At 71.2% G+C, this 26,089-nt stretch carries 26 protein-coding genes; 21 read left to right on the top strand and 5 right to left on the bottom strand.

The window, feature by feature from the left end:
* The first annotated feature begins 46 nt into the window (after positions 1 to 46).
* From AC1DUE_RS06105 to AC1DUE_RS06095, 3 genes are all read left to right on the top strand, one after another.
* Entirely contained in the window at positions 47 to 640 is a 594-nt protein-coding gene (locus tag AC1DUE_RS06105; protein ID WP_477038508.1) for a LysE family translocator, read from the top strand.
* 103 nt (positions 641 to 743) lie between these two features.
* Positions 744 to 1,427 carry an ABC transporter ATP-binding protein gene (locus AC1DUE_RS06100; RefSeq protein ID WP_477038507.1) on the top strand — a complete coding sequence of 228 codons (684 nt, stop codon included), beginning with the start codon at positions 744 to 746 and terminating at the stop codon, positions 1,425 to 1,427.
* Complete coding sequence (locus AC1DUE_RS06095; protein WP_477038506.1) at positions 1,424 to 2,782, top strand: FtsX-like permease family protein; 1,359 nt, start codon at positions 1,424 to 1,426, stop codon at positions 2,780 to 2,782. The genes AC1DUE_RS06100 and AC1DUE_RS06095 overlap by 4 nt, the downstream gene beginning before the upstream one ends.
* 88 nt (positions 2,783 to 2,870) lie before the next feature.
* Here the strand turns inward: AC1DUE_RS06095 and AC1DUE_RS06090 are convergent, their stop codons facing one another.
* The gene (locus tag AC1DUE_RS06090; protein WP_477038505.1) at positions 2,871 to 3,476 is read right to left on the bottom strand and encodes a hypothetical protein; all 606 of its coding nucleotides are present in this window, start codon (positions 3,474 to 3,476) and stop codon (positions 2,871 to 2,873) included.
* A 42-nt stretch (positions 3,477 to 3,518) separates the two neighbouring features.
* On the opposite strand from AC1DUE_RS06090, the gene AC1DUE_RS06085 reads away from it, so the two are divergent.
* From AC1DUE_RS06085 to AC1DUE_RS06070, 4 genes are read left to right on the top strand one after another with little or no spacing between them, the layout of a single operon-like run.
* Entirely contained in the window at positions 3,519 to 5,720 is a 2,202-nt protein-coding gene (locus tag AC1DUE_RS06085; RefSeq protein ID WP_477038504.1) for a DNA polymerase III subunit gamma and tau, read from the top strand.
* On the top strand, positions 5,717 to 6,187 hold the full coding sequence (locus AC1DUE_RS06080; RefSeq protein ID WP_477038503.1) for a VOC family protein: 471 nt from the start codon (positions 5,717 to 5,719) through the stop codon (positions 6,185 to 6,187). The genes AC1DUE_RS06085 and AC1DUE_RS06080 overlap by 4 nt, the downstream gene beginning before the upstream one ends.
* A gap of 10 nt (positions 6,188 to 6,197) precedes the next feature.
* Positions 6,198 to 6,797 carry a recombination mediator RecR gene (gene recR / locus AC1DUE_RS06075; protein ID WP_477038502.1) on the top strand — a complete coding sequence of 200 codons (600 nt, stop codon included), beginning with the start codon at positions 6,198 to 6,200 and terminating at the stop codon, positions 6,795 to 6,797.
* Positions 6,798 to 6,810: 13 nt separating this feature from the next.
* Positions 6,811 to 7,386: a DUF5063 domain-containing protein gene (locus AC1DUE_RS06070; RefSeq protein ID WP_477038501.1), complete on the top strand. Its 576-nt coding sequence runs from the start codon at positions 6,811 to 6,813 to the stop codon at positions 7,384 to 7,386.
* A 47-nt stretch (positions 7,387 to 7,433) separates the two neighbouring features.
* Here the strand turns inward: AC1DUE_RS06070 and AC1DUE_RS06065 are convergent, their stop codons facing one another.
* Together AC1DUE_RS06065 and AC1DUE_RS06060 are read right to left on the bottom strand one after the other, a co-directional pair.
* Positions 7,434 to 8,534, bottom strand: a complete 1,101-nt coding sequence (locus AC1DUE_RS06065; RefSeq protein WP_477038500.1) for an ABC transporter permease — start codon at positions 8,532 to 8,534, stop codon at positions 7,434 to 7,436.
* Positions 8,531 to 9,433: an ABC transporter ATP-binding protein gene (locus tag AC1DUE_RS06060; RefSeq protein WP_477038499.1), complete on the bottom strand. Its 903-nt coding sequence runs from the start codon at positions 9,431 to 9,433 to the stop codon at positions 8,531 to 8,533. Before AC1DUE_RS06060 ends, AC1DUE_RS06065 begins: the two co-directional genes overlap by 4 nt.
* A gap of 149 nt (positions 9,434 to 9,582) precedes the next feature.
* On the opposite strand from AC1DUE_RS06060, the gene AC1DUE_RS06055 reads away from it, so the two are divergent.
* From AC1DUE_RS06055 to AC1DUE_RS06020, 8 genes are all read left to right on the top strand, one after another.
* Complete coding sequence (locus AC1DUE_RS06055; protein ID WP_477038498.1) at positions 9,583 to 10,857, top strand: aspartate kinase; 1,275 nt, start codon at positions 9,583 to 9,585, stop codon at positions 10,855 to 10,857.
* 4 nt (positions 10,858 to 10,861) lie between these two features.
* Positions 10,862 to 11,911 (top strand): aspartate-semialdehyde dehydrogenase, encoded by a 1,050-nt coding sequence (locus AC1DUE_RS06050; protein ID WP_477038497.1) that lies wholly within the window; start codon positions 10,862 to 10,864, stop codon positions 11,909 to 11,911.
* Between the two features lie 143 nt (positions 11,912 to 12,054).
* Positions 12,055 to 12,414, top strand: coding sequence for a GntR family transcriptional regulator (locus tag AC1DUE_RS06045; protein ID WP_477038496.1), 360 nt, complete (start codon positions 12,055 to 12,057; stop codon positions 12,412 to 12,414).
* Positions 12,411 to 13,295, top strand: coding sequence for an ATP-binding cassette domain-containing protein (locus AC1DUE_RS06040; protein ID WP_477038495.1), 885 nt, complete (start codon positions 12,411 to 12,413; stop codon positions 13,293 to 13,295). The genes AC1DUE_RS06045 and AC1DUE_RS06040 overlap by 4 nt, the downstream gene beginning before the upstream one ends.
* The gene (locus tag AC1DUE_RS06035) at positions 13,292 to 14,029 is read left to right on the top strand and encodes a hypothetical protein (RefSeq protein WP_477038494.1); all 738 of its coding nucleotides are present in this window, start codon (positions 13,292 to 13,294) and stop codon (positions 14,027 to 14,029) included. The genes AC1DUE_RS06040 and AC1DUE_RS06035 overlap by 4 nt, the downstream gene beginning before the upstream one ends.
* Before the next feature lie 72 nt (positions 14,030 to 14,101).
* Positions 14,102 to 15,460, top strand: a complete 1,359-nt coding sequence (locus tag AC1DUE_RS06030; RefSeq protein ID WP_477038493.1) for a sensor histidine kinase — start codon at positions 14,102 to 14,104, stop codon at positions 15,458 to 15,460.
* Positions 15,448 to 16,110, top strand: coding sequence for a response regulator (locus AC1DUE_RS06025; RefSeq protein ID WP_477038492.1), 663 nt, complete (start codon positions 15,448 to 15,450; stop codon positions 16,108 to 16,110). Before AC1DUE_RS06030 ends, AC1DUE_RS06025 begins: the two co-directional genes overlap by 13 nt.
* Positions 16,107 to 16,961 (top strand): DUF4097 family beta strand repeat-containing protein, encoded by an 855-nt coding sequence (locus AC1DUE_RS06020; RefSeq protein WP_477038491.1) that lies wholly within the window; start codon positions 16,107 to 16,109, stop codon positions 16,959 to 16,961. The genes AC1DUE_RS06025 and AC1DUE_RS06020 overlap by 4 nt, the downstream gene beginning before the upstream one ends.
* On the opposite strand, the gene AC1DUE_RS06015 is transcribed toward AC1DUE_RS06020, so the two are convergent.
* Entirely contained in the window at positions 16,940 to 17,479 is a 540-nt protein-coding gene (locus tag AC1DUE_RS06015) for a GNAT family N-acetyltransferase (RefSeq protein ID WP_477038490.1), read from the bottom strand. The two genes, AC1DUE_RS06020 and AC1DUE_RS06015, sit on opposite strands and share 22 nt — an antisense overlap.
* Before the next feature lie 167 nt (positions 17,480 to 17,646).
* On the opposite strand from AC1DUE_RS06015, the gene AC1DUE_RS06010 reads away from it, so the two are divergent.
* The gene (locus AC1DUE_RS06010; protein WP_477038489.1) at positions 17,647 to 18,978 is read left to right on the top strand and encodes a glycoside hydrolase family 32 protein; all 1,332 of its coding nucleotides are present in this window, start codon (positions 17,647 to 17,649) and stop codon (positions 18,976 to 18,978) included.
* Between the two features lie 27 nt (positions 18,979 to 19,005).
* On the opposite strand, the gene AC1DUE_RS06005 is transcribed toward AC1DUE_RS06010, so the two are convergent.
* Entirely contained in the window at positions 19,006 to 20,625 is a 1,620-nt protein-coding gene (locus AC1DUE_RS06005) for a LacI family DNA-binding transcriptional regulator (RefSeq protein WP_477038488.1), read from the bottom strand.
* Between AC1DUE_RS06005 and AC1DUE_RS06000 the strand changes: the two genes are divergently transcribed.
* From AC1DUE_RS06000 to gtfA, 5 genes are read left to right on the top strand one after another with little or no spacing between them, the layout of a single operon-like run.
* Positions 20,588 to 21,703: an ABC transporter substrate-binding protein gene (locus AC1DUE_RS06000; protein ID WP_477038487.1), complete on the top strand. Its 1,116-nt coding sequence runs from the start codon at positions 20,588 to 20,590 to the stop codon at positions 21,701 to 21,703. The genes AC1DUE_RS06005 and AC1DUE_RS06000 overlap by 38 nt on opposite strands.
* A gap of 1 nt (position 21,704) precedes the next feature.
* Positions 21,705 to 22,649, top strand: a complete 945-nt coding sequence (locus AC1DUE_RS05995) for a carbohydrate ABC transporter permease (RefSeq protein ID WP_477038486.1) — start codon at positions 21,705 to 21,707, stop codon at positions 22,647 to 22,649.
* Positions 22,646 to 23,470: a carbohydrate ABC transporter permease gene (locus tag AC1DUE_RS05990; RefSeq protein ID WP_477038485.1), complete on the top strand. Its 825-nt coding sequence runs from the start codon at positions 22,646 to 22,648 to the stop codon at positions 23,468 to 23,470. Before AC1DUE_RS05995 ends, AC1DUE_RS05990 begins: the two co-directional genes overlap by 4 nt.
* Positions 23,467 to 24,432, top strand: coding sequence for an alpha/beta hydrolase (locus AC1DUE_RS05985; protein ID WP_477038484.1), 966 nt, complete (start codon positions 23,467 to 23,469; stop codon positions 24,430 to 24,432). The genes AC1DUE_RS05990 and AC1DUE_RS05985 overlap by 4 nt, the downstream gene beginning before the upstream one ends.
* 36 nt (positions 24,433 to 24,468) lie before the next feature.
* Positions 24,469 to 25,989 (top strand): sucrose phosphorylase, encoded by a 1,521-nt coding sequence (gene gtfA / locus AC1DUE_RS05980; protein WP_477038483.1) that lies wholly within the window; start codon positions 24,469 to 24,471, stop codon positions 25,987 to 25,989.
* Positions 25,990 to 26,089: the final 100 nt, after the last annotated feature.

The raw sequence follows: 26,089 nt of genomic DNA, 5'->3' as shown, positions 1-26,089 counted from the left end.
GCAGTTTCCGCGTGACCTCGTCGGAACCCGGAACCACGCTGGCCCCATGTCGGCGTTCCTGCTCGGTGCGCTCGCCGGGCTCGCCGTCGCGATGCCCGTCGGGCCTGTCGGCGTGCTCCTGATGCGCAGCGGGCTGGTCGACGGGCTGCGCGTGGCGGTCGCGGCGGCGTGCGGGATCGCGACGGTCGACCTGCTGTACGGGGTCGTGGCGGTGGCGGTCGGCGCGCCCGTGAGCGGGCTGGTCGAGGCGCACGAGCGGGCGATCCGCGTCGTCAGCGCGGCGGTGCTCGTGGCGATCGGCGTGTACGGGCTGCTCAGGCGTCCGCAGCCCGACCAGGCGAGAGAGCCGGGATCGACGCACGGCACCTACCTGCGGTTCGTCGGGCTCACCGCGGTCAACCCGCTCACGGCGGTGACGTTCACGACCGTCGCGATCGGCCTGGCCGCCGGCCTCGGCGGATCCTGGTCGGCGGCGGTCGCGTTCGTCGCCGGCGTCGGTCTGGCGTCGCTGACCTGGCAGCTCGTGCTGGCGCTGTCGAGCGGACTGCTCGGGATGCGGATCCCCGAGGCGGCCAAGAGGTGGGTCTCGATCGCCGGGTCGGCGGTCGTCGTGCTGGTCGGCGTCGCGGTGCTCGTCTGAACCCTGGGGTGGACCGCCGTCCCCCTGGGGGTGCACGGACCGGCGCCCGGGACGCGCCCGTGGGCCGACGACCGACCGTGGGACCGTCGGCGACGCTGGACACATGAGCATCGAACCTCGGCTGTCCGCCCGCGGGCTGGTCAAGACCTTCGGCAGCACCACCGCACTGGCCGGCGTGGACGTGAACCTCCTCGACGGCGAGTCGCTGGCAGTCATGGGCCCGTCCGGCTCCGGCAAGTCGACGCTGCTGCACTGCCTCGCCGGCATCCTCGTGCCGGACCAGGGATCCGTGTCGCTGAAGGGACGCGACGTCGGCGCCCTGAACGACCGCGAGCGCTCGCTGCTGCGGCGCCAGCACTACGGCTTCGTGTTCCAGTTCGGGCAGCTGCTCTCGGAGCTGCCCGCGGTGGAGAACGTCGCGCTGCCGGCCATGCTGCTCGGCGCGAGCCGCAAGGACGCGACCGCGCAGGCGATGCGCTGGCTCGGCTCGCTCGGGCTCGCCGGGATGGAGGGCCGGCGCCCGGGCGAGCTGTCCGGCGGCCAGGCGCAGCGGGTCGCGGTCGCGCGTGCCCTGATCACCGGTCCGGACGTGGTCTTCGCCGACGAGCCGACGGGTGCGCTCGACCAGTCGACCGGCTACGACGTCATGCGGATCCTCGTCGAGACGACGAAGGCTGCGGGGGCCTCGCTCGTCGTCGTGACCCACGACGCGCAGGTCGCGGACTGGTGCGACCGACGGATCGAGGTGCGCGACGGGCTCGTCGTCGGGGCCGGGGTCCCCCGATGAATCCCGTCGTCGCCCTCGCGCCCCGGTTCCAGCGCGCCGGCGGCCGCGACTCGCGCGTCACCACCGTGCTCGCCATCACGGCGTTCGCCGTCACCACCGGTCTGACCCTGTGCGTCGTCGGCGGCCTGCTCGGCTTCATCACGCGTGCCGACGAACCCCTGGCGCCCGGCGAGACCGACATCCGCTCCGTCTACGAGATCCTCGCGTGGGTCGCGGTCGTCCTGCTCGTCGTCCCCCTCGTCACGCTCGGCGGCAGCGCCGCTCGCCTCGGGGTCGCCCGCCGCGACGCGCGTCTTGCCACGCTGCGCCTGCTCGGCGTGACGTCGCGCGAGGTGGTCGGGCTGACCCTCGTCGAGACCGCCTGGCAGGGTCTGATCGGCGCACTCCTCGGCATCGCGCTCTACGGGCTGCTGCTGCCGTTCGCCGCGATGCTGCCGTTCCAGGGCACGACGTTCACGGTCGGCGAGCTGTGGGTGGGGTGGCAGGGGCTGCTGATCGCGCTGGTCGCGGTGCCGCTGCTCGCCGGGCTGTCCGGGGCGTTCTCGCTGCGTCGGGTCGCGATCTCGCCGCTCGGGGTCGCGCGACGGACCATGCCCAAGGCGCTGGGCTTCGTCCGGCTGCTCGTCGCGCTCGCCGGGATCGGGCTGTTCATGATCGTCAGCGCGGTCGGGGGTGCACTCGGTGCGGCCGCGATCGCCGCGCTCGTCGGCGCCCTGGCGGTCGGCTTCGCGACGCTCAACGCGGTCGGGCCGTGGGTGCTCGGCCTCGTCGGCAAGGTCCAGCTGCGCCGCGCGACGACGCCCGCGCGACTCCTCGCGGCCCGCCGCCTGCTCGACGACCCTCGTGCCGCCTGGCGCGTGGTCGGCGGGCTCGGGCTGGCCGGGTTCGTGGCCGGTGCGCTCGCCGTGATCCCGTCCCTGACCCGGGTGGACGCGTCGCAGGACCCGCAGGGCGCGATCCTGCTGGACGACCTGGTCACCGGGGCACTCGTGACGCTGGTCGTCGCGTTCCTGCTGGCGGCCGTCTCCGCGGGGATCGCGCAGGCGGCAGCGGTGCTCGACCGTCGTCGCGAGATCGCCCTGCAGAACCTGGCCGGGATGCCCGTCGAGCTGCTCGACTCCGTGCGCCGGCGGTCCGTGCTGGTGCCGCTGCTCTTCGTGTCGGTCGGGTCGGCGGCGGTCGCGCTGCTCATGTTCCTGCCGTTGCTCGGCACCGTCGCGGTGACCGACCCGACCGGGCTGCTGCTGCTCGTCACGTTCCTGGCGGTCGGGTGCGCGCTGGTGTTCGCGGCCACCGAGACGTCGCGCCCGCTGCTGCGGTCGGTGCTCGCCGACACGGTGGTGCGCGCGGACTGAGCCACCCGGGCGACCGGGCTCAGGTCCGACATCTCGACAGTCGATACGTGGAGGGAACGTATCGACTGTCGAGATGGAGGATCTCCGCTCAGGGGAGGGCCTCGCGACACTCGTCGATCGCCTCGTGGGCCCAGCGGACCTGCTGCGGCGTGCCCCAGCGCTGCGCGGCGTCGAGGGCCTTCTCGAACTCGGTCAGGGCGGCCGCCGGGTCGCCGGCGTCGAACAGCGACCAGCCGCGGTTGTTGTGCAGGGCGACGCGCCAGCGCAGGGTGCGCTCGTCGGTGACGGCCTCCAGGACGCCGAGCGCGCGCGTCGTCGCGGAGTCCGACCGCGCCGGGTCGGCGATCGCGAGCATGTGCAGGGCGTCGACGACGAGGAACGGGTCGACCTTCTCGGTGGCGGCCTCCTCGAAGAACGGGATCGCCTGCGCAGCGCGGCCGGCGCTGTTGTGGACGCGCCCGTGCTCCAGCGCCAGGCGCGCGCGGACGGTCGGGGTGTCGCGATCGATCGTCGAGAGCAGCGCCGCGGCCTCGTCGTACCGCTCCTGCAGGCCGAGGCTGCGGGCGACCTGGGTGAGGAGCTCGTCCCGTGCGCTGCCGGTCGTCTGCGCAGCCGCCGTGCGGAGGCGGCCCTCGCTCGCGACCGGGTCGGAGAAGTCCCAGAGCACGTCCAGCGCGCGTTGATCGATCGCCACGAACGGATCGTAGGTGTTGGTGGGGGCGTCTAGGGTTCTGGCGTGAGCACAGCCCTGTACCGGCGGTACCGGCCCGAGAACTTCGCCGAGGTGATCGGGCAGGACCACGTCACCGCACCCCTGCGGCAGGCGCTGCGCAGCGGTCAGGTCAACCACGCGTACCTGTTCTCCGGCCCGCGCGGCTGCGGCAAGACGACGTCCGCGCGCATCCTGGCCCGCATCCTGAACTGCGCCCAGAACACCGAGGAGAGCCCGACCGACACCCCGTGCAACGTGTGCGAGTCGTGCGTCGAGCTGGCGCGCGGCGGCCCGGGCAGCCTGGACGTCGTCGAGATCGACGCGGCCAGCCACGGCGGCGTCGACGACGCGCGCGAGCTGCGGGAGCGCGCCACGTTCGCGCCCGCGCGCGACCGGTACAAGGTGTTCATCCTCGACGAGGCCCACATGGTGTCCAACCAGGGCTTCAACGCGCTGCTCAAGATCGTCGAGGAGCCGCCGCCGCACATCAAGTTCATCTTCGCGACGACGGAGCCGGACAAGGTCATCGGCACCATCCGCTCGCGGACGCACCACTACCCCTTCCGGCTGGTCCCGCCGGACGTCCTGGTCCCGTACCTGCAGCAGCTCTGCGACTCCGAGCACGTCCAGGTGGCCTCCGGCGTGCTGCCGCTGGTCGTGCGCGCGGGTGGCGGATCCGTGCGCGACACCCTCTCGGTCCTCGACCAGCTGATCGCCGGGTCCGGTGGTGCCGAGCTCGCCTACGAGGGTGCGGCCGACCTGCTGGGGTACACCCAGGCCTCGCTGCTCGACGACGTCGTGGAGGCCGTGGCGGCCCGCGACGGAGCGTCCGCGTTCCGGGTGGTCGACCGCGTCATCTCGACCGGACACGAGCCGCGCCGGTTCGTCGAGGACGTGCTCGAACGATTCCGCGACCTCATCGTCATCGCCGCGTCGGGGGACGCCGCCGAGGCCGCCCTGCGCGACGTGCCGTCCGACCAGCTGACGCGGATGCGGCTGCAGGCTGGGCACCTGGGCGCCTCCGAGCTGTCGCGGTCGGCCGACCTGGCCAACGCCGCGCTCACCGAGATGACCGGCGCGACCTCCCCGCGCCTGCACCTCGAGCTGCTCATGGCGCGGCTGCTGCTGCCGGCCGCCGAGGACACCCGGTCGTCGATCGGCGCCCGCCTCGACCGGCTCGAGCGCGGGCTGCCCGCCGACGGGGTCCGCGTCCCGGTCGCGACGACTCCCGCGGCCCTCCCGCCGCCGGAGCCGGCCCCGCGGCCTGCTCCCACGGCCGCACCGGTGGCCGACCCGGCGCCCGTGCCTGCACCCGCAGCCGAGACGGCGCCCGTCGCGCGTCCGGCCGAGCAGGCGGTCACCGAGCCCACCGACGTGCCGGCCGTGCCCGATGACGTGCCCGACTCGCCGGCCGAGCGTGACGTCGAGGCAGGGTCCGACGTCGAGCCGGTCGTCCCCGAGGCGGTGGCGGCGGTCGAGACCCAGCCCGCCGCCGGCGTCGATCCCGAGCCCGTCGCAACGCCTGCGCCGGTCGTCGCACGGGCGCCGGTCGCTTCCGCGCCGGCCGGTGGCGGTCCGGAGACCGAGGTCATCCGTCGGCGCTGGCCCGAGGTGCTCGAGACCGTCAAGGGCCTGCGCCGCGTGACCTGGGCGCTCATCGACCCGCGCAACGCGCAGGTCGCGGACCTCGACGCGACGACCCTGCGCATCGCGTTCGACAACCCCGCGCTCGCGACCACGTTCCGCAACGGCGCCCACGCGGACGTCGTCGCCCGAGCCGTCCGCGAGACCCTCGGGTTCGACGTGCGCGTCGAGGGCATACTCGCCGAGCAGGCCGCGGCCGCGACGGCCGTCAAGGAAGCCCCCGTCCGCCCGGTGAACGACCGCGAGAACCCGCGCGCGGTCACCCCGGCCGAGGCGGCGGCGTCCTGGGACGACGAGCCGCCCGCCGCCGAGCCCCCGCTGGACGACCCGGGCGAGCCGGCCCACGCGCCCGAACCGCCGGAGGACCTCGACGCCACCGGCCCGGGGCCGCAGGGATCCGCCCGGGAGCGCGGCATGGCCGCGGCGCGCGAGTCGGCGGCCCGGGTCGTGCCCGGGGTGCCCGACGAGCCGTCGCCGGACGACCCGGAGATCAGCGGCTCCTCCCTGATCGGTGCGCCGCTGGTGGCGCAGATGCTCGGCGGCACGGTCATCGACGAGCAGCTGGACGACGGCACGGCGTGACCGAGGGTGAGGGTGCCGGGCGCGAACCGTCGGGGAGCGCAGGCGACCTGCACCACCTGGAGATCTGGGTCGGCGACCTGACGGCTGCGGAGCGGTCCTGGGGCTGGCTGCTCACCGCGCTCGGCTACCGGGAGAGGGACCGCTGGACGGGCGGCGTGAGCTGGTCGCGGCCGGACGGACCGTACGTCGTGCTCGAGTCGGGCCCGGACGTCGTCGCGACCCGTCACGACCGCCTCCGACCGGGCCTGAACCACCTCGCGTTCCACGCGGGCTCCCGCAGCGACGTGGATCATCTGGTGGTCCAGGCCCCTGAGCATCGGTGGACGCTGCTCTTCGCGGACCGGCACCCGTTTGCGGGCGGCCCGCAGCACTACGCGGCGTACCTCGAGGACGACAGCGGCTTCGAGGTCGAGCTCGTCGCCGGCGGGGCCCGCGCGCCCGCCGGTTCCGCGGACCCGACCCCGTAGGCTGGCGGGCGTGTACGAGGGTGCGGTCCAGGATCTGATCGACGAGCTCGGGCGGCTGCCCGGCGTCGGTCCCAAGAGCGCCCAGCGCATCGCGTTCCACCTGCTCGCGGCGGACCCGGCGGACGTGCGACGGCTCGCCGACGCGCTCACCGAGGTCAAGCTGCGGGTCCAGTTCTGCGAGATCTGCGGCAACGTCGCGCAGGAGACGCAGTGCCGCATCTGCCGCGACCCGCGCCGCTCGCTGGCCACGATCTGCGTGGTCGAGGAGCCCAAGGACGTCGTCGCGATCGAGCGCACCCGCGAGTTCCGCGGCAGGTACCACGTGCTCGGCGGCGCCATCAACCCGATCGCGGGTGTCGGTCCCGATGACCTGCGCATCCAGTCGCTGCTCACGCGGCTGGCCGACGGCACGGTCACCGAGGTGATCCTCGCCACGGACCCCAATGTCGAGGGCGAGGCGACAGCGACGTACCTGGCGCGCATGCTGGTACCGATGGGCCTGACGGTCAGCCGGCTCGCCTCGGGTCTGCCGGTCGGCGGCGACCTGGAGTACGCCGACGAGGTCACGCTCGGGCGGGCATTCGAAGGTCGACGCCGGATCAGCGCGTAGGGAGGACGGGACGATGACACCGCACCAGACGACGGTCGACGCCGATCTGCGGGACATCGCGGTCTCCGTGGCCGACGAGGCACGCCGCTACCTGAGCACGGTCACCGAGGTCGCGGCCGGCTCCGCCCCCGACGCCGCCCTGCCGCTCTTGCTGCTGGCCGTCTCCGACATCCTCGCCTCGGGCGCCCGCCTGGGCGCGACGACCGACGTGGTGCCGCTCGAGCGGTTCGAGCCGGACCTGGGCCCGGACCCGGACGTCGACCCGCTGCGCGCCAACCTGGCCAACGTGTTCGAGGGCATCGACGAGTACGCCGAGGTCGTCGACCCGCTGCTGGGCGTCGAGGTCGAGCGCTCGAGCGTCTCCGGCGACCTCGTCGCCATCGCCGGGGCCTTGGCCCAGGGCCTGCGCCACTACGAGAGCGGCCACGTGCTCGAGGCCCTCTGGTGGTGGCAGTTCAGCTACCTGTCGGACTGGGGCGAGCGCGCGTCGAGCGTGCTGCGCACCCTGCAGGCGATCCTCGCCCACCTGCGCCTCGACGTGGAGGACGACGTCGCCGCCGAGGCGGAGTACGACGCGCTCCAGCCGTGACGTCCGAGCAGACGTAGGCCCGGGCGCACCTCTGCTCGGACGTTGCGCTACGCCACGCGCGTGCCGCGGGCCAGCTTCTTCTGCGGGATGCGCAGGCGGCGGACGGCGACCGTGAAGCCGGCGGCGCCGAGCAGGAGGTTGGCGCCCAGGCCCCAGAACCAGAACGGGTTGTCGGAGATCTCCGGCCGCTCCAGCGGGGTGCCGTTCACCCAGCACTCGTCCGTCGAGGTGGTGCCCGCGCGGAGGATCCGGACGCCCGAGCGGATGACGGCCAGCGGATCGTCGAAGGGCTCCGGTCCCGTGCGGGCCGCCTCGGCACCGTCCGCGAGGACCACGAACGGGTTGATGCCCAGCAGCCACCAGGTCCGTTCGGTGTGCGCGACGTCGCGCTGCGCGGTCACGTAGTCGCACTCGTAGTCCTGGCCGTCGGCCGTCGGGACCGTCGTGTAGACCTGCACGGTCTCCTCGCGGGTGATCGACGGGTACGTCGTCGCGAAGAGGATCGGGGTGAGCAGGGTCAGCGCGGCGACCGTCAGGAACGTCAGCACGGTGGACCCGGCCGTGCGTGCGACGAGCGAGGAGTAGCCCAGGCCGATCCCGCAGACGGCGGCCAGCAGCAGCGCGACGATCACGACGACCCGGACCAGCGACATCACCGGCGTGCCGCCCATGACGAGCGCGAGGATGAGGAACGGCAGGCTCTCGACGAGGAACGCGCACGCGGCGAACCAGGCGGCGAGCACCTTGCCTGCGGCGATCTGCGACGGCGTCAGGAGCGTGACCTGCAGCGTCGCGAGCGTGCCCGCGTTGCGGTCGCCGTTGATACCGGTCGACGTGAGCGTCGGCGTGACCAGCAGGCCCAGGCCGAGCACCAGGAACGAGACGACCGCGAACAGCAGCGGCCCGTTCGACGAGGACGAGGCGGCGTCGTCCGACAGGGTCGCCAGAGCGCCGGACGTGAGCAGGGTGATGCCGCCGACCACCACGAACCACACGACCAGGGCGACGATCCACCGCGTGGACCGCACGCGCTGCCGAAGCTCCAGCACGGTGACGGTCCAGACGCCCGACCACCAGCCACCCCGCTCGGTGGGGACGGAGGGCTCGATCGGAGGATCGACCTCGAGCTCCACGGTCTGCGTCGTCATCGCCGGTCCTCCTCGAGCGCCAGGTAGGCGTGCTCCAGGGCGCCGCCGACGGGATGCAGGGACACGATCGGGACGCCGGCCGCGACCGCGTCCGCGACGAGCTGCGCCGCACCCTCGTCGCCGTCGATCTCGACGAGGACCGCCCCGGGTGCGTCACCGGGCCGCCACTGCGCCCCGACGGAGGTGAGCCAGGCCGGCAGCGCGTCGGTGAGGGCTCGGACGTGCCAGGACCGCTGGGAGGGACCCTGGGACGGGATCACCGTGCGGCCGCGGGAGAGGAAGACGGCGTCGTCGGCCATCTCCTCCAGCTCGGACAGGACGTGGCTGGAGACGAGCACCGCGGTGCCGTCGTCGGCGAGGCGCCGCAGCAGGATCCGCAGGTCGACGCGCGACCGTGGGTCCAGGCCGCTGGCGGGCTCGTCGAGGAGCAGGACGTCGGGGGAGTGCACGAGCGCGCGGGCCAGGCCGAGGCGCTGCTTCTGCCCGCGGGACAGGACGCTGGCCGGGCGGTCGGCGAACTCGGTGAGGTGGACGGTCTCGAGCAGCTCGGCAGCCCGGGAGCCGGCGTCGCGCACGCGGTAGGCGCGGCCGAACGTGGTCAGGACCTCCCGCGCGGTCAGCGAGTCCCAGGTGCCGAACGTGTCGGGCATCCAGCCGGTGCGGGCGCGGGCTCCGCGGCTGTCGAGCACGGGGTCGATCCCGGCGATGAGCGCCTGGCCGCTGTCGGGCACCAGCAGCCCCGCCAGCACCAGCAGCAGCGTCGTCTTGCCCGAGCCGTTCGGGCCCACCAGTGCCGTCACCGCACCGGCCCGCGCCGTCAGGTCCACGCCGTCGAGGGCCTGCACACGACCGAAGGCGCGGCGCAGGCCGCTGACCTGGATACCGGCGTCGTCGTCCATGGGCGACACGCTAGGACCGGGACGACGTCGGCGTCCCGGAACTCTGTGAAGTGTCTGTGTCGATCCGGCATCTGAAACCGCGTTTCCAGCAGATGAACACCGCCGTACACTCGCCCGGTCCAATCCCGAGCCCGCGAAAGAGCTCCCCCGTGGCCCTGATCGTGCAGAAGTACGGCGGTTCCTCCGTCGCCGACGCCGCCAGCATCAAGCGTGTCGCCAAGCGGGTCACGGAGGCGAAGCGGGCGGGCCACGACGTGGTGGTCGTCGTCAGCGCGATGGGTGACACGACGGACGAGCTCATCGACCTCGCCCGGCAGGTCACGCCGCTGCCGCCGCAGCGCGAGATGGACATCCTCCTGACCGCGGGCGAGCGCATCTCGATGTCGCTCCTGGCGATGGCGATCCACAACCTGGGCGTCGAGGCCAAGTCGTTCACCGGCCAGCAGGCGGGCGTGCTCACCGACGAGGCCTACGGCAAGGCCCGCATCATCGACGTGACGCCGAGCCGCATCCGGCAGACGATCGCGCAGGGGTCCGTCGCGATCGTCGCCGGGTTCCAGGGCGTGAACCCGTCTACCAACGACGTGACGACGCTCGGCCGCGGCGGCTCGGACACCACGGCGGTCGCCCTGGCGGCAGCCCTGAAGGCCGACGTCTGCGAGATCTACACGGACGTCGACGGCGTGTTCACCGCCGACCCGCGGATCGTGCCGAACGCGCGCAAGCTCGAGCGGGTCACCTACGACGAGATGCTGGACCTCGCGGCGAGCGGCGCCAAGGTGCTCGTCCTGCGCTGCGTCGAGTACGCCCGCCGCTACGGGGTACCGATCCACGTCCGTTCGTCGTTCAGTACTCATACCGGCACGCTCGTGACAGACGAGCCCGCCCCCGAAGGAGAGACCGTGGAGCAGCCGATCATCGCGGGCGTCGCGCACGACCGCAGCGAGGCCAAGATCACCGTCGTCGGCGTCCCGGACGTGCCCGGCAAGGCTGCGCGCATCTTCGAGGTCGTCGCCGCCGCCGGCGTCAACATCGACATGATCGTGCAGAACGTGTCGGCCGCCTCGACCGGCCTGACGGACATCTCCTTCACGCTCCCGGCCACGGACGGCGCCGCCGGCACGGCCGCGCTCACCGAGCACCAGCCGGATATCGGCTTTGCGTCGCTGCAGTACGACGACACGATTGGCAAGCTCTCGCTCGTCGGCGCGGGCATGAAGTCGCACCCCGGCGTCTCGGCACGGTTCTTCGCCGCGCTGTCGGACGCGGGCATCAACATCGAGATGATCTCGACGTCGGAGATCCGGATCTCCGTGGTCACCCGGGCGGACTCGCTGGACGAGGCCGTACGCGCGGTGCACACGGCGTTCGATCTGGACTCCACGTCGGACAAGGCCGTCGTGTACGGCGGGACGGGACGGTAGGGCTGTGGGACTCAACATCGCGGTGGTCGGCGCGACCGGCCAGGTCGGCGGCGTCATGCGCCGGCTGCTCGAGGAGCGCGACTTCCCCGTCGACTCCATCCGCTACTTCGCCTCGCCGCGGTCCGCGGGCACGACGCTGCCCTGGAAGGGCACCGACGTCGTCGTCGAGGACATCTCCACCGAGGACCTGTCCGGGATCGACGTCGCCCTGTTCTCCGCCGGGGGCGCGGCCTCGAAGGTCCACGCCCCGCGGTTCGCCGCGGCCGGCGCGCTGGTCATCGACAACTCGTCCGCCTGGCGTCGCGACCCCGAGGTCCCGCTGGTCGTCTCCGAGGTGAACCCGGGTGCGATCGCCGACGCGGTCAAGGGCATCATCGCCAACCCGAACTGCACCACCATGGCCGCGATGCCGGTGCTCAAGGTGCTGCACGACGAGGCCGGCCTGACCCGCCTCGTCGTCTCCACCTACCAGGCCGTCTCCGGCTCCGGCCTCGCGGGTGCCGACGAGCTCGACAGCCAGATCCGCGCAGCGGTCGAGCAGGACACGCTCGCGTTGGTCCACGACGGTTCCGCGGTCACCCTGCCCGAGCCGGTCAAGTACGTCGCGCCCATCGCGTTCGACGTCATCCCGCTGGCCGGCTCGCTGGTCGACGACGGCTCGTTCGAGACCGACGAGGAGCAGAAGCTGCGGCACGAGTCGCGCAAGATCCTCGACATCCCGTCGCTGCTCGTCTCGGGCACTTGCGTGCGTGTGCCGGTGTTCACCGGGCACTCGCTGTCGATCAACGCGGAGTTCGCCTCGGCCCTCAGCCCCGAGCGTGCGCTCGAGCTGCTCACCGACGCCCCCGGTGTCGTCGTGACCGACGTCCCGACCCCGCTGCACGCCGCCGGCAAGGACCCGTCCTTCGTCGGCCGCCTGCGCCGGGACGAGGGCGTGCCGGACGGTCGCGGGCTCGCGCTGTTCGTCAGCAACGACAACCTGCGCAAGGGGGCCGCCCTCAACGCGGTCCAGATCGCCGAGCTCGTCGCCGCTCAGCGCCTGACCACCGTCTGACCACTGCAACGTCCGCACTCGTGGGGCCTATAGCCCTCACGAGTGCGGACGTTGCTGTCTCTATAGCGGCCCCTCAGGGTTGCGCCTCTCCCCGGTTCTATGGTTAGTTGGTCATGTAATGAACCAGTGAGGAGGTGATCGGCGTGTTCGACGGACGAGATCCGCTGTACGTGCAGATCGCCGACCAGATCCGGGCGGACGTGCTGTCGGGCGCGCTGCAGGCGGAGGAGCAGGTCATGTCGACCACGCAGTACGCGACGACGTTCCGGATCAACCCGGCGACCGCGGCCAAGGCGTTCACCGAGCTCGTCGACGAGGGCGTGCTCTACAAGCGTCGGGGCATCGGGATGTTCGTCGCGCCGGGCGCCCGCGAGCGGCTGCTCACCCAACGCCGGGCCGCTTTCTTCGCGGACGTCGTCGACCCGGTCGCGGCGCAGGCGAAGGTCCTCGGCATCCCGGTCGAGGACGTCATCCAGCACCTGAGGAACGGGGGACCGCGATGAGCGGCTTCGGTGTGCAGGTCAGCGACCTGACGGTCCGGTACGGAGAAACGACCGCCCTGGACGGCGTCTCGTTCGCCCTGAGGCCCGGTGTGATCACGGGGCTGCTCGGGCGCAACGGCTCGGGCAAGACGACGGCGCTGTCGGTGCTCGCGTCGTTCCTGCCCAAGAGCGACGGGACCGTGCTCGTCGACGGGGAGGAGCCGTGGGAGAACGCGCGGGTGATGGGCGGGACGTGCCTGATCCGCGAGAGCGGCGACCTGCTGCCGGACCGACCGGTGTCCGAGATGGTGCGCATGCTGGCGAACCGGCGCGCGACGTTCGACGTCGGGCTCGCGGCGAGGCTCCTCGACACGTTCGAGCTCGGGCCCGACGACCGTCCCGACCGGATGTCGCGGGGCAAGAAGTCGGCGTTCGGGGTCGTCGTCGGCATCGCGAGCCGCGCCCCGCTGACCCTCCTCGACGAGGTGCACCTCGGCATGGACGCACCCGCCCGGTACGCGTTCTACGACGCCCTCCTGGCCGACTGGCTCGAGCACCCACGCACGATCGTCCTGTCGAGCCACCTCATCGGCGAGGTCGAGCGGTTGCTGGAGGACGTCGTCGTGCTGGACCGCGGGTCGGTGCTGGTGCAGGAGGACGCGGAGTCGCTGCGCACGCGCGGCATGACGGTCACGGGTCCGGTCGACGCGGTCGAGGCGTTCGTCGTGGGGAGGGACGTCGTGGCCCGCCAGCGACTCGGGAGCACGGTCCAGGCCACGGTCGTCGGCGCGCTTCCCGACGACGAGCGCAACGCCCGCCTGGGCGGGCTCGAGCTCGGACCCGTCCCGCTGCAGGACCTGTTCGTGCACCTCACCGACCACGCGACGGAGGCCGTCCGATGAGCACCCTGACCCTGGACGCGCCCGCGCGACGCGGGGCCGTGGACCTGACCGCCCGCTGGTTCCTGAGCGCGCAGCTCCGCGTCGCGAAGTGGTTCTGGGCGATCGCCGTCGTCGTGTCCGTGCTGGCGATCTCGGTCTACGCGCTGGTCGCCGACGAGGTCACGACGAGCGTCGTCGCCTTCGGCCGGCAGGCGACCATGTGGGTCCCGTTCTCGATCTTCATCGGCCTGACCGCCGTCTACCTGCCCGTCCACGTGGCGTCGGGGCTCACGCGTCGTTCGCTGTCCCGGGGCTCGGTGATCGGCGCCCTGAGCACCGCACTGCTGTACGGCGGCGGGTACGCACTCCTCCTCGTGGCCGAGCGTGCGACGTACGCCGTCTTCGGGTGGCAGTGGAAGATCGCCGAGGGCGTGTCCGTGAACGTCGGGTCGTCGGGCTCGTACCTCGCGGCGTTCCTCGTCGCGAACGCGGCGACCCTCGTCGTCGCGTACGTGTCGGGACTGCTCGTCGCGGCCGTCTACCTGCGGGGCGGTGGCTGGTGGGGGACGCTGACCCTGCCGCTGACGGTCGGCCCGCTCCTGGCGCTGTCGAGCCTGCTCGGGTGGGGCACCGGGCTGTTCGGCGGTGTTCGCGGCCTCCTCCTGGGCAGCGTGCTCGCTCTGGTCGTGGCGGCGGTCCTCGCTCTCGTCTACGACCAGCTGGTGCGCGGTGCGCGGGTCCCGACCAAACGGTAGGGCTGACCCCACCACGCGTTCGTGGGTGGGCTGGCTGTCTGGTCGTGGCCCGCGACCCCTAGCGTCTGTGTCATGACCTCAGACCTCTCGACGGACCTGGACGCGGGCAGCGCCGGCGTCCCCGGCGCCGCCGACCTGCGTGTCGTCGCGCCGGCCTTCACCGGCTGGCGGCCGCTGCTCCTCGCTCCCGTGTCGGGTGCCACCTGGGCGGGCATCTCGCAGACGGTGATCGGCGCGTTCTTCGTCGGCGCCGTGCTGACCGCCGCCGTGGTCTGGCTCTCGGTCGCCGCCGGCGTGCTGGTGCTGTTCGTGGGCATCCCGATGCTCGTCGTCGCGCTGCTCGCCGCGCGCCCGTTCGCCCGGCTCGAGCGGGCCCGCCTGCACGCGATGCTGCGGGTGGACATCGACGTCCCCACCTACAAGCGTCCGCGTCGGCCGGGCTGGTGGGCGTCCTGGACGGCGGTGCTCGGCGACAGCCGCTCCTGGGCGCACCTGGCCTACCTCGTGGTGGGGAGCCTGATCCTGACCGTCTCCACGGTGATCGTCTCGTTCGGCCTCTCGGGCGCGCTGGCGCTGCTGGGCTTCGTGATCTTCTACGGCGACACGGTGACGATGCCCGTGCCCGCGCCCCTCCTGGTCGTCGCGGCGCTCGTCGCGGCCTGGGTGGGTGCGCTCGGGGTGCAGGCCTCGTCGTTCGGGCTCGTCCGCGCGGCCCGGTCGATGCTCGGCGGGTCGCCGCGTGCGGAGGCCATGGAGGCCGCGCGGCAGGCACGGGCCCGGGCCGACGAGGCCGAGGGCCGCGCCGTCGTCCTGACGCAGACCCGCACGGCCGCCGTCGGTGCCGCCGACGAGGAGCGCCGCCGGATCGAGCGCGACCTGCACGACGGCGCGCAGCAGCGGCTGGTCGCCCTCGGCGTCGAGCTCGGTGCCGCCCGCCGCAAGGCGTCGAGCGACCCGGAGGCCGCCGCGGCGCTGGAGCACGCGCACCAGGAGGTCAAGGAGACCCTTGCCGAGCTGCGCGACCTCGTGCGCGGCATCCACCCGGCCGTCCTGACCGACCGCGGGCTCGACGCGGCGCTGTCAGCGCTGGCCGCCCGCAGCCCGGTGCCCGTCACCGTGGACGTGCCCGGGCCGCTCAACCGCGCCAGCACCTCCGCGCAGGCCGCCGCGTACTTCGTCGTCGCCGAGGCCCTGACCAACGTCGCCAAGTACGCCCAGGCCTCCCAGGTCACGGTGACGGCGACGATCACCCCGTCGCAGAACCTGCGGCTGCAGATCTCCGACGACGGCGCCGGCGGCGCCACCCCGACGCCCGGCAGCGGTCTGGACGGGCTGCGCAGCCGCGTCGCCGCGCTGGACGGCACCTTCGACCTGGACAGCCCGGCCGGAGCCGGCACCCGACTCACCGTGGAGGTGCCGTGCGCATCGTGATCGCCGAGGACTCCGTCCTCCTGCTCGACGGCCTGACCAGGCTGCTCGAGGCCGAGGGCCACGAGGTCACCGGCTATACGACGGCGGATCAGACCGTGGCAGCCCTCGGGGCCGGCGTACAGCTGCCCGACGTGCTCGTCACCGACGTCCGGATGCCCCCGACGCACACCGACGAGGGCCTGCGCGCGGCCGTGCACCTGCGGAGCGTGCACAAGCGGCTGCCGATCCTCGTGCTCTCGCAGTACGTCGAGCAGCGCTACGCCCAGGAGCTCTTCGCGGGCGACGTGCGCGGCCTGGGGTACGTGCTGAAGGACCGGGTGGCCGACGTCGACGAGTTCCTCGACGCCCTCGGCCGCGTCGCGTCCGGCGGCACCGTGATCGACCCCGACGTCGTCGCCCAGATCCTCGCCCGGACCAGACGGTCGGGCCTCGAGACCCTCACTCCCCGCGAACGCGACGTGCTGGGCCTCATGGCGGAGGGCCGCTCCAACGCGGCCATCGCCGAGCGGCTGGTGGTCGGACTGCCCGCCGTCGAGAAGCACGTCACCTCCATCCTGACCAAGCTGGGGCTGGCCCAGGACGCCGACGACCACCGTCGCGTGCTGGCGGTGCTCCGCTGGCTCGAGCACGAACCGGGAGACCACTCATGACCACGACCCTCGCCCGCCCGCCCGCACCGCCGCAGCGGTCCGAGGGGGCGCGCGTCCTGCTCTGGTTCGGCGCCATCCTCGGAGCGCTCATGCTCGCCGCGGGCGCCTACAGCCTGGTCAACCTGCTCGTGTACACCAACGGCGACCCGTCGACCGTGGTGGGCACGGCGTCCTACGACGCGGCTCCCGTGGTCGAGATCGTGGCCGACGGCGACATCACCGTGACGACCGGGGACACCGGTGTGGACGTCGAGCGCACGTCGCGCACCGCGTCGACCGAGGCGAAGTACACGGCGTCCCTCAGCGGGGAACGCCTGATCGTGAAGCACACCTGCGACTGGTGGCGGCCCGGGTTCTGCACCGCCGGCCTGAACGTCCGGGTGCCCGAGGGCACCGAGGTCGTGGTCCGGGCCTCCGACGGGTCCGTCGAGGCGACCTCGCTGACCGGCCCGCTGACCATCCGCACGAGCGACGGGTCGACGGTCGTCGAGGACGTCTCCGGCGACGTCTCGCTGCACGCGTCGGACGGCAGCGTCTCGATCGACGACGTCCGTGGCGACGTCGACGCCCGGACCTCGGACGGATGGATCGACGTCTCCCGCGTGACGGGCGAGGTCTCCACGCACACCGAGAACGGGCACACGACCGTCGAGGCGGTCGAGGGCGACATCGACGCCCGCGCCTCGGACGGTGACGTGACGGTCTACGGCAACGGCGAACCGGTCGCCCTGACGATCGCGGCCCGCGACGGCAGCCAGACCGTCGACGCCCCGACCGACCCCAACGCCTCCGTCAAGGTCGGCATCCACACCGCCGACGGCGACGCGTCCTACCTGGGGCCGCGCAGCTGATACCCGGCGCGGTCGATCGCGTACACATGGGCCGGGACACCGTTCGACGGAACGACGGTGTCCCGGTCCAGGTGCATCCCGAGCTTGGTCATCACGCGCTCCGAGGCCGTGTTCTCGACGTGGCAGACGCTCACCACGCGGTCCAGGCCCACGTCCTCGAACGCGAACGCCAGCACCGCCTCCGCACCCTCCGTGGCCAGCCCCCGCCCCCACGCGGCGCGCGAGAGCCGCCAGCCGATCTCGACCGCCGGCAGGATCTCCGGCAGGAACGCCGGCACGGCAAGACCGACCCAGCCGACGAGGTCACCGTCCTCCTCGGCGGCGAACAGCCCGAATCCCTGGGCCTCCCACGCCGCGCGGAACCGGTCCAGCGCGGCGGCCGTCTGCGCACGGTCCCGCGGGCTCCCGTCGCCGATCCAGCGCATGACCTCCGGGTCCGCGTCGATGGCGGCGAGGGCGTCCAGGTCGTCGTCGCGCCACTGCCGCAGCAGCAGCCGGTCGGTGGTGAGCTCGGTCATCAGACCTCCCAGGAATACGACGGCCGGGCGGGTGCAGCGGTGACGTCTCGACGGGTCCGCTGTGTCGAGGCACGGCAGCCGGCACCGGCCCCGAGCGTAATGTCCACCTGCGCATCGGGGTCGGTCGGCTCGCTCGAGCACCGCATCCGACTGTCAGACTGCCTCGCATGGCTCAGATCGACACGGGCGCCACGCAGGCGACCCCGCTCTGGCGTCCTCACGTCCACTTCACCGCTGTCGACACGTGGCTCAACGACCCGAACGGGCTCGTATTTCACAACGGCGTGTATCACCTCTACTTCCAGAACAACCCGACCGGGGACCGATGGGGAGACATCGCCTGGGGGCACGCGACTTCTCCTGACCTTCTGACCTGGACGGCCCAGCCGATCGCGATCCCGGCCACAGCCGACGAGATGGTCTTCTCCGGCAGCGCCGTGGTCGACGTGCGCAACACCGCAGGATTCGGTGCTGGCGCGATCGTCGCCGTCTATACGAGCAGCTACAGACCAGGCTCGCCGCGCGAGGGGGTTCAGGCGCAGTCGCTCGCGGTGAGCGTGGACGGCGGCTACACCTTCGAACGGCACGCCCACAACCCGGTGCTCGACGAGCACCTGGCCAACTTTCGCGATCCCAAGGTCTTCTGGTTCGGCGGCGACGACGGACATTGGGTGATGATCGTCGCCGAGCCGCACGACCACCGCGTCGGCGTCTACACGTCGCCCGACCTGCGCACGTGGGCCCGCGCTTCCACCTTCGGGCCGATCGGCAACGTCGGAGGCATCTGGGAGTGTCCGGACCTGGTTCGTGTGCCGGTCCGCGACGAGGACGCGTGCGCATGGGTGATGATCATCAGCCTGAGCCCGGGCGGCGCGACGGGCGGGTCGGGCACCCAGTTCTTCGTGGGTGAGTTCGATGGCCATACCTTCTCCCCGACCCGGCCCGACGCGGCTTGGCTGGACCATGGACACGACTACTACGCCGCGGTGTCGTTCAACCATGCACCGGGCGGTGCGGCGATCACGATCGGCTGGGCGAGCTCGTGGGAGTACGCCGAACGGGTACCGACCCATCCGTGGCGCTCAGCCATGAGCCTCGCCCGGATCCTCGAGCTGGTGCGTGGTCCACACGGGGACCTCGTCCTGCACCAGGCCCCTGTCCTGCCTGACGGACACGACGTCGTCGAGCATGTGCTGAACCTCCGGGCCAGCGGCCGGGTGCGCCTGCACACCGCGGCCGACGCGGGCTCGTCGGAGGTCGAGGTGAACGTCGACCGCGAGGCGGGCACCGTCACGGTCGATCGCTCGCGTTGTGGGCCGGCCCTCGGCGAGCACTTCTCCTCCGTCGCGGTCGGGCCACTTCACTCGCGAGACGTGACCAACCTGCGGATCGTGGTGGACGCAAGCATCCTCGAGATCTTTGTCGACGGGGTCACCACATTCACCGAGCTGATCCTCCCGGACGCGCCCCTGACCGAACATGCGGTGACGTGGTCGTAGCTACGCGAGCGTCGATCGGTCTGTGCCCTAGGTGCGCGACGTGGTGCTCGGGGCAGCATCGCGCGACCGGTCACCGAAGATCTCGGCGCCCGGGCTGTTGGCCGGCGCCACGGACTCCCTGGCATGCAAGGGCAGGGGATACCGGTACACGCGTCCGTTCTCGACGCCGACACCGTTGTGCACGATCTCGATCAGAAGCTCCACCGCGCGGCGTCCCAGCTGCTCGTGGGGGATGGCGAACGACGACAGCCCGGGCCGGAGCCACTCCGCCAGGGGATAGTCGTCGAACGAGACGACGGAAACGTCATGGGGGATCGCCAGCCCGGCCTCGTGCAGCGCCTGGTAGGTGCCGAAGGCGAGGCGGTCGTTGAAGCAGATGATCGAGCCCGGCCGAGGATGCTTCTCGAGCAGGTCGCGCGCTGCCTTCCAGCCGTACGGTGGCAGCCAGTCCTCGCAGAGATGGCCTGACGCCGGCTCCAGTCCGGCAGCCTCGAGCGCCTCGCGGATCCCAGCGAGTCGTTCTGCCCCCGCGACCGTGGTGGGCGGGATGTCGTCGCGCTCCGGGCCAGCACCGATGAGGTGAATCTCGCGGTGGCCCGCCTCGATCAAGAGCCTGGCGGCGGCCCGCCCCGCCTCGATCTCGTCGGGCACGACCGCCGGGGCGACCGTCGTGTCTCGCGACAGGGTGTTGAGCAGCACGGTCGGGACGCGGTCGAGAACGGCGGGCACCTGTCGTGTGCGCGTGAACATCGAGGTCAGGATGATGCCGTCGACCTGCCTGTCGTGCATCGCGTCGAGCAGCGCGGCCTCTGTCTCGTCGTCGCCCTCGGTCTCACCGATGAACAGCATGAAGCCGTGGTCCCGGGCGGCCTCGATCGCCCCCTTGATCATGTCTCCCGCGAGCTGGGACGTCGCCACAGTGTCAGACACGAGTCCGAGGGTGCGCGTCTTACCCTTCCGCAGCCCGACCGAGACGATGTTCGGTCGGTACGACAGGTCCACGGCGGCGGCGCGGACGCGCTCCTGGACGATCTGGGAGATCCTCAGCTCGTCACCGCGGCCGGACAGGACCAACGAAGCGGTCGTGGATGACACGCCCGCTGCACGGGCGACGTCTGCCAACGTCACTCGACTACGACCCACATGACTCCTTCTGCCAGCTTGGATCCTAGACGGACGACCCCTCTGCGCGTCGATGCGCAACCCCGGCCGAACTGCCTGGGCGTAATCGATCTGTAACCGGAGCGTGCTTGACAGCACTGGTCTCGCATAGCGAGTATCGGTCGTGCTAAGCCGATTTAGCAACCGATCCGGCCTCCCCACCCGGACGCGCTTCGATGAAAGGGAGACACCGTTGTCTCGAACCAGGAAGAGGACCCGTCGCGCGACAGCCGCTGCGGCGCTGTGCCTCGCGAGCGTCATGGCCGCGGCCGCATGCAGTGCGCCCGGCACCGACAGTTCCGACTCGAACCCCACTGCCCGGAGCACCAGCGCCAGCGGCGCCGCCCCGACCTGCGGCACGGACCCCGTCGAGCTCAAGGCGTACATCGAGACCGGATTCCCGCTGCCGAAGGCGCTGTTCGACGAGTTCACGAAGCAGTACCCGAACGTGACCTTCGACGTCCGCGAGGACCAGTTCGCCGTCATCACGCAGAATGCTCCGCGAGTCCTGGTGGATGACCCGCCGGACCTCATGCGCCTGCCGCAGATGTCCGAGCTCGCCAAGGACGGACTTCTCTACAACATGGACCCGTACGCGGCGGCGTTCGGTTGGGACAAGTGGCCCGCTTCGCAGCTGGTGCAGATGCGTGTCGACGAAGACGGCCAGCGCGGGGACGGACCGCTCTACGCGATGGGACTGAACTCCTCCGTCACAGGCGTCTTCTACAACAAGCAGCTTGCCGAGCAGATCGGTATGACGAGCGCTCCGACGAGCCTCGAGGAGCTGGACTCCTACCTGCAGAAGGCCAAGGACGCCGGCATCACTCCGATCGCCCAGTTCAACGGCGGCGCGACCGGGGGTCTCGCGTTCCCGCTGCAGAACCTCATGGCGGCTTACGGCGACCCCGCACCGATCAACGACTGGATCTTCCAGAAGTCGGACGCCACGATCGACACGGACACCAACCAGCAGGCCGCCGAGCACCTCGACAAGTGGATCAAGGCTGGCTATTTCGCTGAGGACATCAACTCGCTCGACTACGCCACGATGATGAGCCGCTTCATCGGTGGTCAGAGCCTGTTCATCTTTGATGGCGACTGGGAGTCGGGCAACCTCGACAAGCAGATGCCGGGCAACGCCGGCTTCTTCCTGATGCCGTCCGCGACGGAGGGTGGGCCGCAGGCTGCGATGTCTGCTCCGCTCACCTACGGCGTCTCCGCGAAGGCCGAGCACCCGGACTGTGCGGCGTTCTTCCTCAACTGGACGGCGACCAACGAAGAGGCCCGGACGATTGGTGTCCAGGTGGGTGGATCTCGGCCGATGGGTGCGCCGGACGCTTTCATGCCGGATGTCGACCCCAACACGGTGACCGCGCAGACTCTCGCCGCCGGCTCGAAGGTCAGCGAGGACAACGGGGCGATGGACTTCATCGCCAACGCCACGGGCTCGATCTACGCCAAGAGCTGGACGCCGAACCTGCAGAAGCTGGTCGCGGGCGAGATCACGCCGCAAGAGCTCCTGCCCGCCGTCCAGAAGGACTACGAGAGCGAGCTGGGTAGCTGACATGACCGACCAGCGGCTGGTCCGGCCAGGGCCGGCGAGCCGCGGGGTATCGCACGAGGACTCGTCGTCCTCCGAAGGCAGGCGCCGCGGGTGGCTTGCTCTGGCCCTCGTGCTGCCCGCGGCGTTGTTCTATGCAGTATTCGTCCTCAGGTCGATCGCTCTGACCGTCCAGTACTCGTTCTACAAGTGGAACGGCGTGACTGCGGCGACGTGGGTCGGACTCGACAACTACGTCAGGGTCTTCCAAGACCCGGAGCTGGGCGGCTCGATCGTCAACGCCTTCGAGCTGATCATCTTCTTCAGCTTCATCCCGGTGGCACTGGGCCTGGCCACGGCTGCCACCATCCGCAAGTTCGCCACCAGTCCTCTGGCCGTGGGATCGCGCACCGTCCTGTTCCTGCCCCAGATCATCCCGCTGGTCGCCGCCGGCATCATGTGGAGCTGGATGCTGTCGACGAACGGTCTGGTCAACCAGTTCTTGCGCCTGATCGGACTCGGCTCGGTCACCAAGGCCTGGCTCGGTGACTTCGACACCGCGCTGCCCGCGGTCGGCGTCATCGGGGCATGGGTGCTGTTCGGGCTGTGCATGCTCCTGCTGCTGGCAGGGATGACGAAGATCGATCCGTCGCTCTATGAGGCGGCCCGCATCGACGGCGCGGGGGCGCTCCGGGAGTTCTTCTCGATCACCTTGCCGAGCCTTCGCCAAGAGGTCGGCGTGTGCCTCACCGTGACGATCATCGCGGCACTGGCGAGCTTCGACATCATCTACATCTCGACGCAAGGCGGACCAGGCAACAGCACGCTCGTGCCTGGGCTCGAGATCTACTACCTCGCGTTCTTCCAGCGAGAGATCGGTACTGCCTCCGCGCTCGCCGTGGTGCTCATGGTCCTCGTCCTCGTCGTCGTTCTGCCCGTACAGCGTCTGACCAGGAGCGACAAGTCATGATCGTCTCAGCCCGCGAGCGATGGATCGGACGCATCCTGCTCGTCCTCCTCATGCTTGTGACAGTCATGCCGTTCGTCAGCCTGTTCTTCACGGCGCTGCACGAAGCAGGAACGTATCCGGCGGGGCTGTCGTGGCCGGAAACGCCGCACTGGTCGAACTTCGTGACGGCCTTCCAGTCGGCGCACATGTGGCAGCTCCTGGTGTCGAGCTTCCTCATCGAGCTCGGCGTCGTGCCCATCGCGCTCCTGATCGGAACACTCGCGGGCTTCGCGCTCGGGCACCTGAACCCGCCCGGCGGACGCTGGATCTTCCTCGCGTTCCTCCTGGGCCTGACGCTGCCGTTCGAGGGCATCATCGTGCCGCTCTACAACTCGATCCGCGACATGGGCCTGCTCAACACCCGCTGGGCGATCATCCTGCCGCTCATCGGCCTGTACATGCCGTTCGCCGTGTTCTGGATGCGGGCCCACTTCATCAACATGCCTCACGAGCTCTCCGAAGCGGCAAGCATCGACGGTGCCTCGACGTGGAAGCTCTTCTGGCGGATCCACGTCCCCCTGTCCATCCCGGCGCTCTCCTCGCTCGGCATCCTGATGTTCCTGTGGACGTGGAACCAGTTCCTCCTTGCCGTGGTGCTCGTCGACGACCCCCTGAAGCGGACGATGGCCGGAGCTCTCGGCGCGTTCCAGGGCCAGTACGGGACCGATATCCCCCTGCTCTGTGCTGGCTCGCTCCTCATCCTGACGCCGACACTCATCATCTTCCTGGTCTTCCAGCGACAGTTCGTCGCCGCGCTGCTCCAAGGCTCGGTGAAGGGGTGACAGGTCTCGAACACGCCCGGCCGCTCTTCGACCGAGAGATCGCGGCGGAGCTCGTCTCCCAGGCGGACAACGTGGTGACGTCGCTCGCGCCCGACGAGATCGAGGACCTGCGCGCCAGAGCGACCGTGCCCGACCTGGCCACCGTCGCGGCGGACGCCCACTGCACCGTGAGCGAGCATCGCGCGCCCAGGTCAGCGGGAGACGTCCGCATCGTCCTGGTCCGACCCGAGCGCCCCACGAGTCCAGTGCCGGTGCTCCTGCACCTGCACGGAGGCGGCCTCGTCGCCGGCGACGTCAGCGACAACATCGACATGGCCCTGGACGTCGCTCCCGGCTGGGCAGTCGCCTCTGTCGACTACCGACTGGCGCCCGAACACCCCTACCCGGCGGCCATCGAGGACGCGTACGCCGCACTCGACTGGCTCCTTCGCCAGGCGACTCAGCTCGGTCTCGACCCCGACCGCATCGTCGTCACAGGAGTCAGCGCCGGCGGAGGATTGGCGGCTGCGCTCGCCGTACTCGCCCGCGACCGAGGCGGGCCGCCCATCTTGGGGCAGCTGCTGATCTACCCCATGCTCGACGATCGCAACGACAGCGCCTCGGGCCATCAGATGGCGGGCACGGGGTCGTGGGACCGGATCGCCAACGCCACCGGATGGGGGGCCTACCTCGGCGCGGAGGCGGGCGGCCCGGACACCCCGGGCTACGCATCCGCAGCACGGACGGCCAGTCTGCGGGACCTACCGCCGGCATTCGTCGACGTCGGCTCGGCGGAGACGTTCCGTGACGAGTGCGTCGCGTACGCCGCCCGCATCTGGGCGGAGGGCGGCGATGCTGAGCTGCACGTGTGGCCGGGCGCCTACCACGGGTTCGATGGGCTCGCGCCACGTGCGCGGCTGTCGCGCGCCGCTCGAGCCGCCCGTGCGAGCTGGCTCGACCGGCTCCTGCACCGCTCCGCCTGAACCTCGGCGCGCCTGCTGCGCCGCTGATCCGACCCCATGCAGCACTTCCTTCGACGGAGTCACTCTGTGAACAGCCACGGTCCTCAACTGATCGCGTATGCCGACCGGCTCGCCGGCACGGTCTCCGGCCTCGCCGACCTTCTCGACGGACCCCTCGCCGGAGTCTTCAGCGGAGTGCACGTCCTGCCGTTCTTCACACCGCACGACGGCGTGGATGCGGGGTTCGACCCGCGCGACCACACGGTCGTCGACCCGCGGTTGGGCACGTGGGACGACATACGGCGTCTCGCTGAGCAACGGACCGTGATGGCTGACGTCATCGTCAACCACGTCTCCGCGCAGTCCGCGCAGTTCCTTGATGTTCGCGAGCGCGGCGGTGCATCACCGTGGGCGCCCATGTTCCTCACGCTGTCATCGGTGTTCCCTGACGGCGCCACCGAAGCCGACCTTGCTCGTATCTATCGTCCGCGCCCCGGCCTGCCCTTCACCGCGATGCAGCTCGGCGACGAGCGACGTCTCGTGTGGACGACCTTCACAGCGGATCAGGTCGACATCGACCTCCGTACGAGCGAAGCCTGGGAGTACCTGGACTCGGTCGTCGACGCCCTCATCTCCGGCGGCGTGACCCAGCTCCGGCTCGACGCCGTCGGATACACGGGCAAGGAGGCTGGCACGGACTGCTTCATGACGCCCAGCACGGACGAGTACACCGAGAGGATCGTCCGACAGGCCCACGCGCGCGGCGCGACCGTCCTGGTCGAGGTTCACGGCCACCACACGCAGCAGATCGACATCGCTCGCAAGGTGGACCTCGTGTACGACTTCGCTCTGCCGCCCCTGGTGCTCCACGCGCTGACCGCCGGGGACCTCGCTCCCCTGGATCACTGGCTGCAGATCCGACCGACCAACGCCGTGACCGTGCTCGACACGCACGACGGCATCGGGATCGTCGACGTGGGGCCCTCCGACCTGCGAGCCGGCGAGGCTGGTCTGCTCAGGCTCGAGCAGATCGATGCGCTCGTCGAAGCCATCCATACCAACAGCGGCGGAACGTCGAGACTGGCCACCGGCGCAGCGGCGTCGAACCTGGACCTCTACCAGGTCAACTGCACGTTCTACGACGCCCTGGGTCGAGACGACCGGCGCTACGTGCTTGCCCGCCTGATCCAGCTGTTCGTGCCGGGCATTCCGCAGGTCTACTACGTCGGGTTGCTCGCCGGCACGAACGACATGGACCTGCTCGGCCGAACCGGGGTCGGCCGAGACGTCAATCGTCACTACTACACACCGGATGAGGTCGCCCTCGACCTCGCGCGACCCGTGGTGCGTGCCCAGCTCGAAGCCCTCCGGCATCGCACCGCGCACGCAGCCTTCGATGGCACGTTCTCCTGGGACGTCCGGGGCGCACGCGCACGGCTGATGTGGGCTGCTGGTGACGACCGCGCCGAGCTTGCCTTCGATGTCGCGGACGCTTCGTTCTCGATGACGGTGAGCAGCGACCGCGGACCGCTACAGGTCACGTCGGACGGCGACTTCGCCGTCCGCGCAGACGGCTAGCCCGACGACCCTGCGACCCGTCTGACGCATTCACCTGGCTGTGGACCGACGCCACGGCCGGAGGACCGAGGGGGCCCTGGTGAACGGGGCTGATTCGGGC

It is taken from the genome of Cellulomonas sp. P4_A2 (genome assembly GCF_056402515.1).
This window is presented reverse-complemented; position numbering and strand designations above follow the sequence as displayed.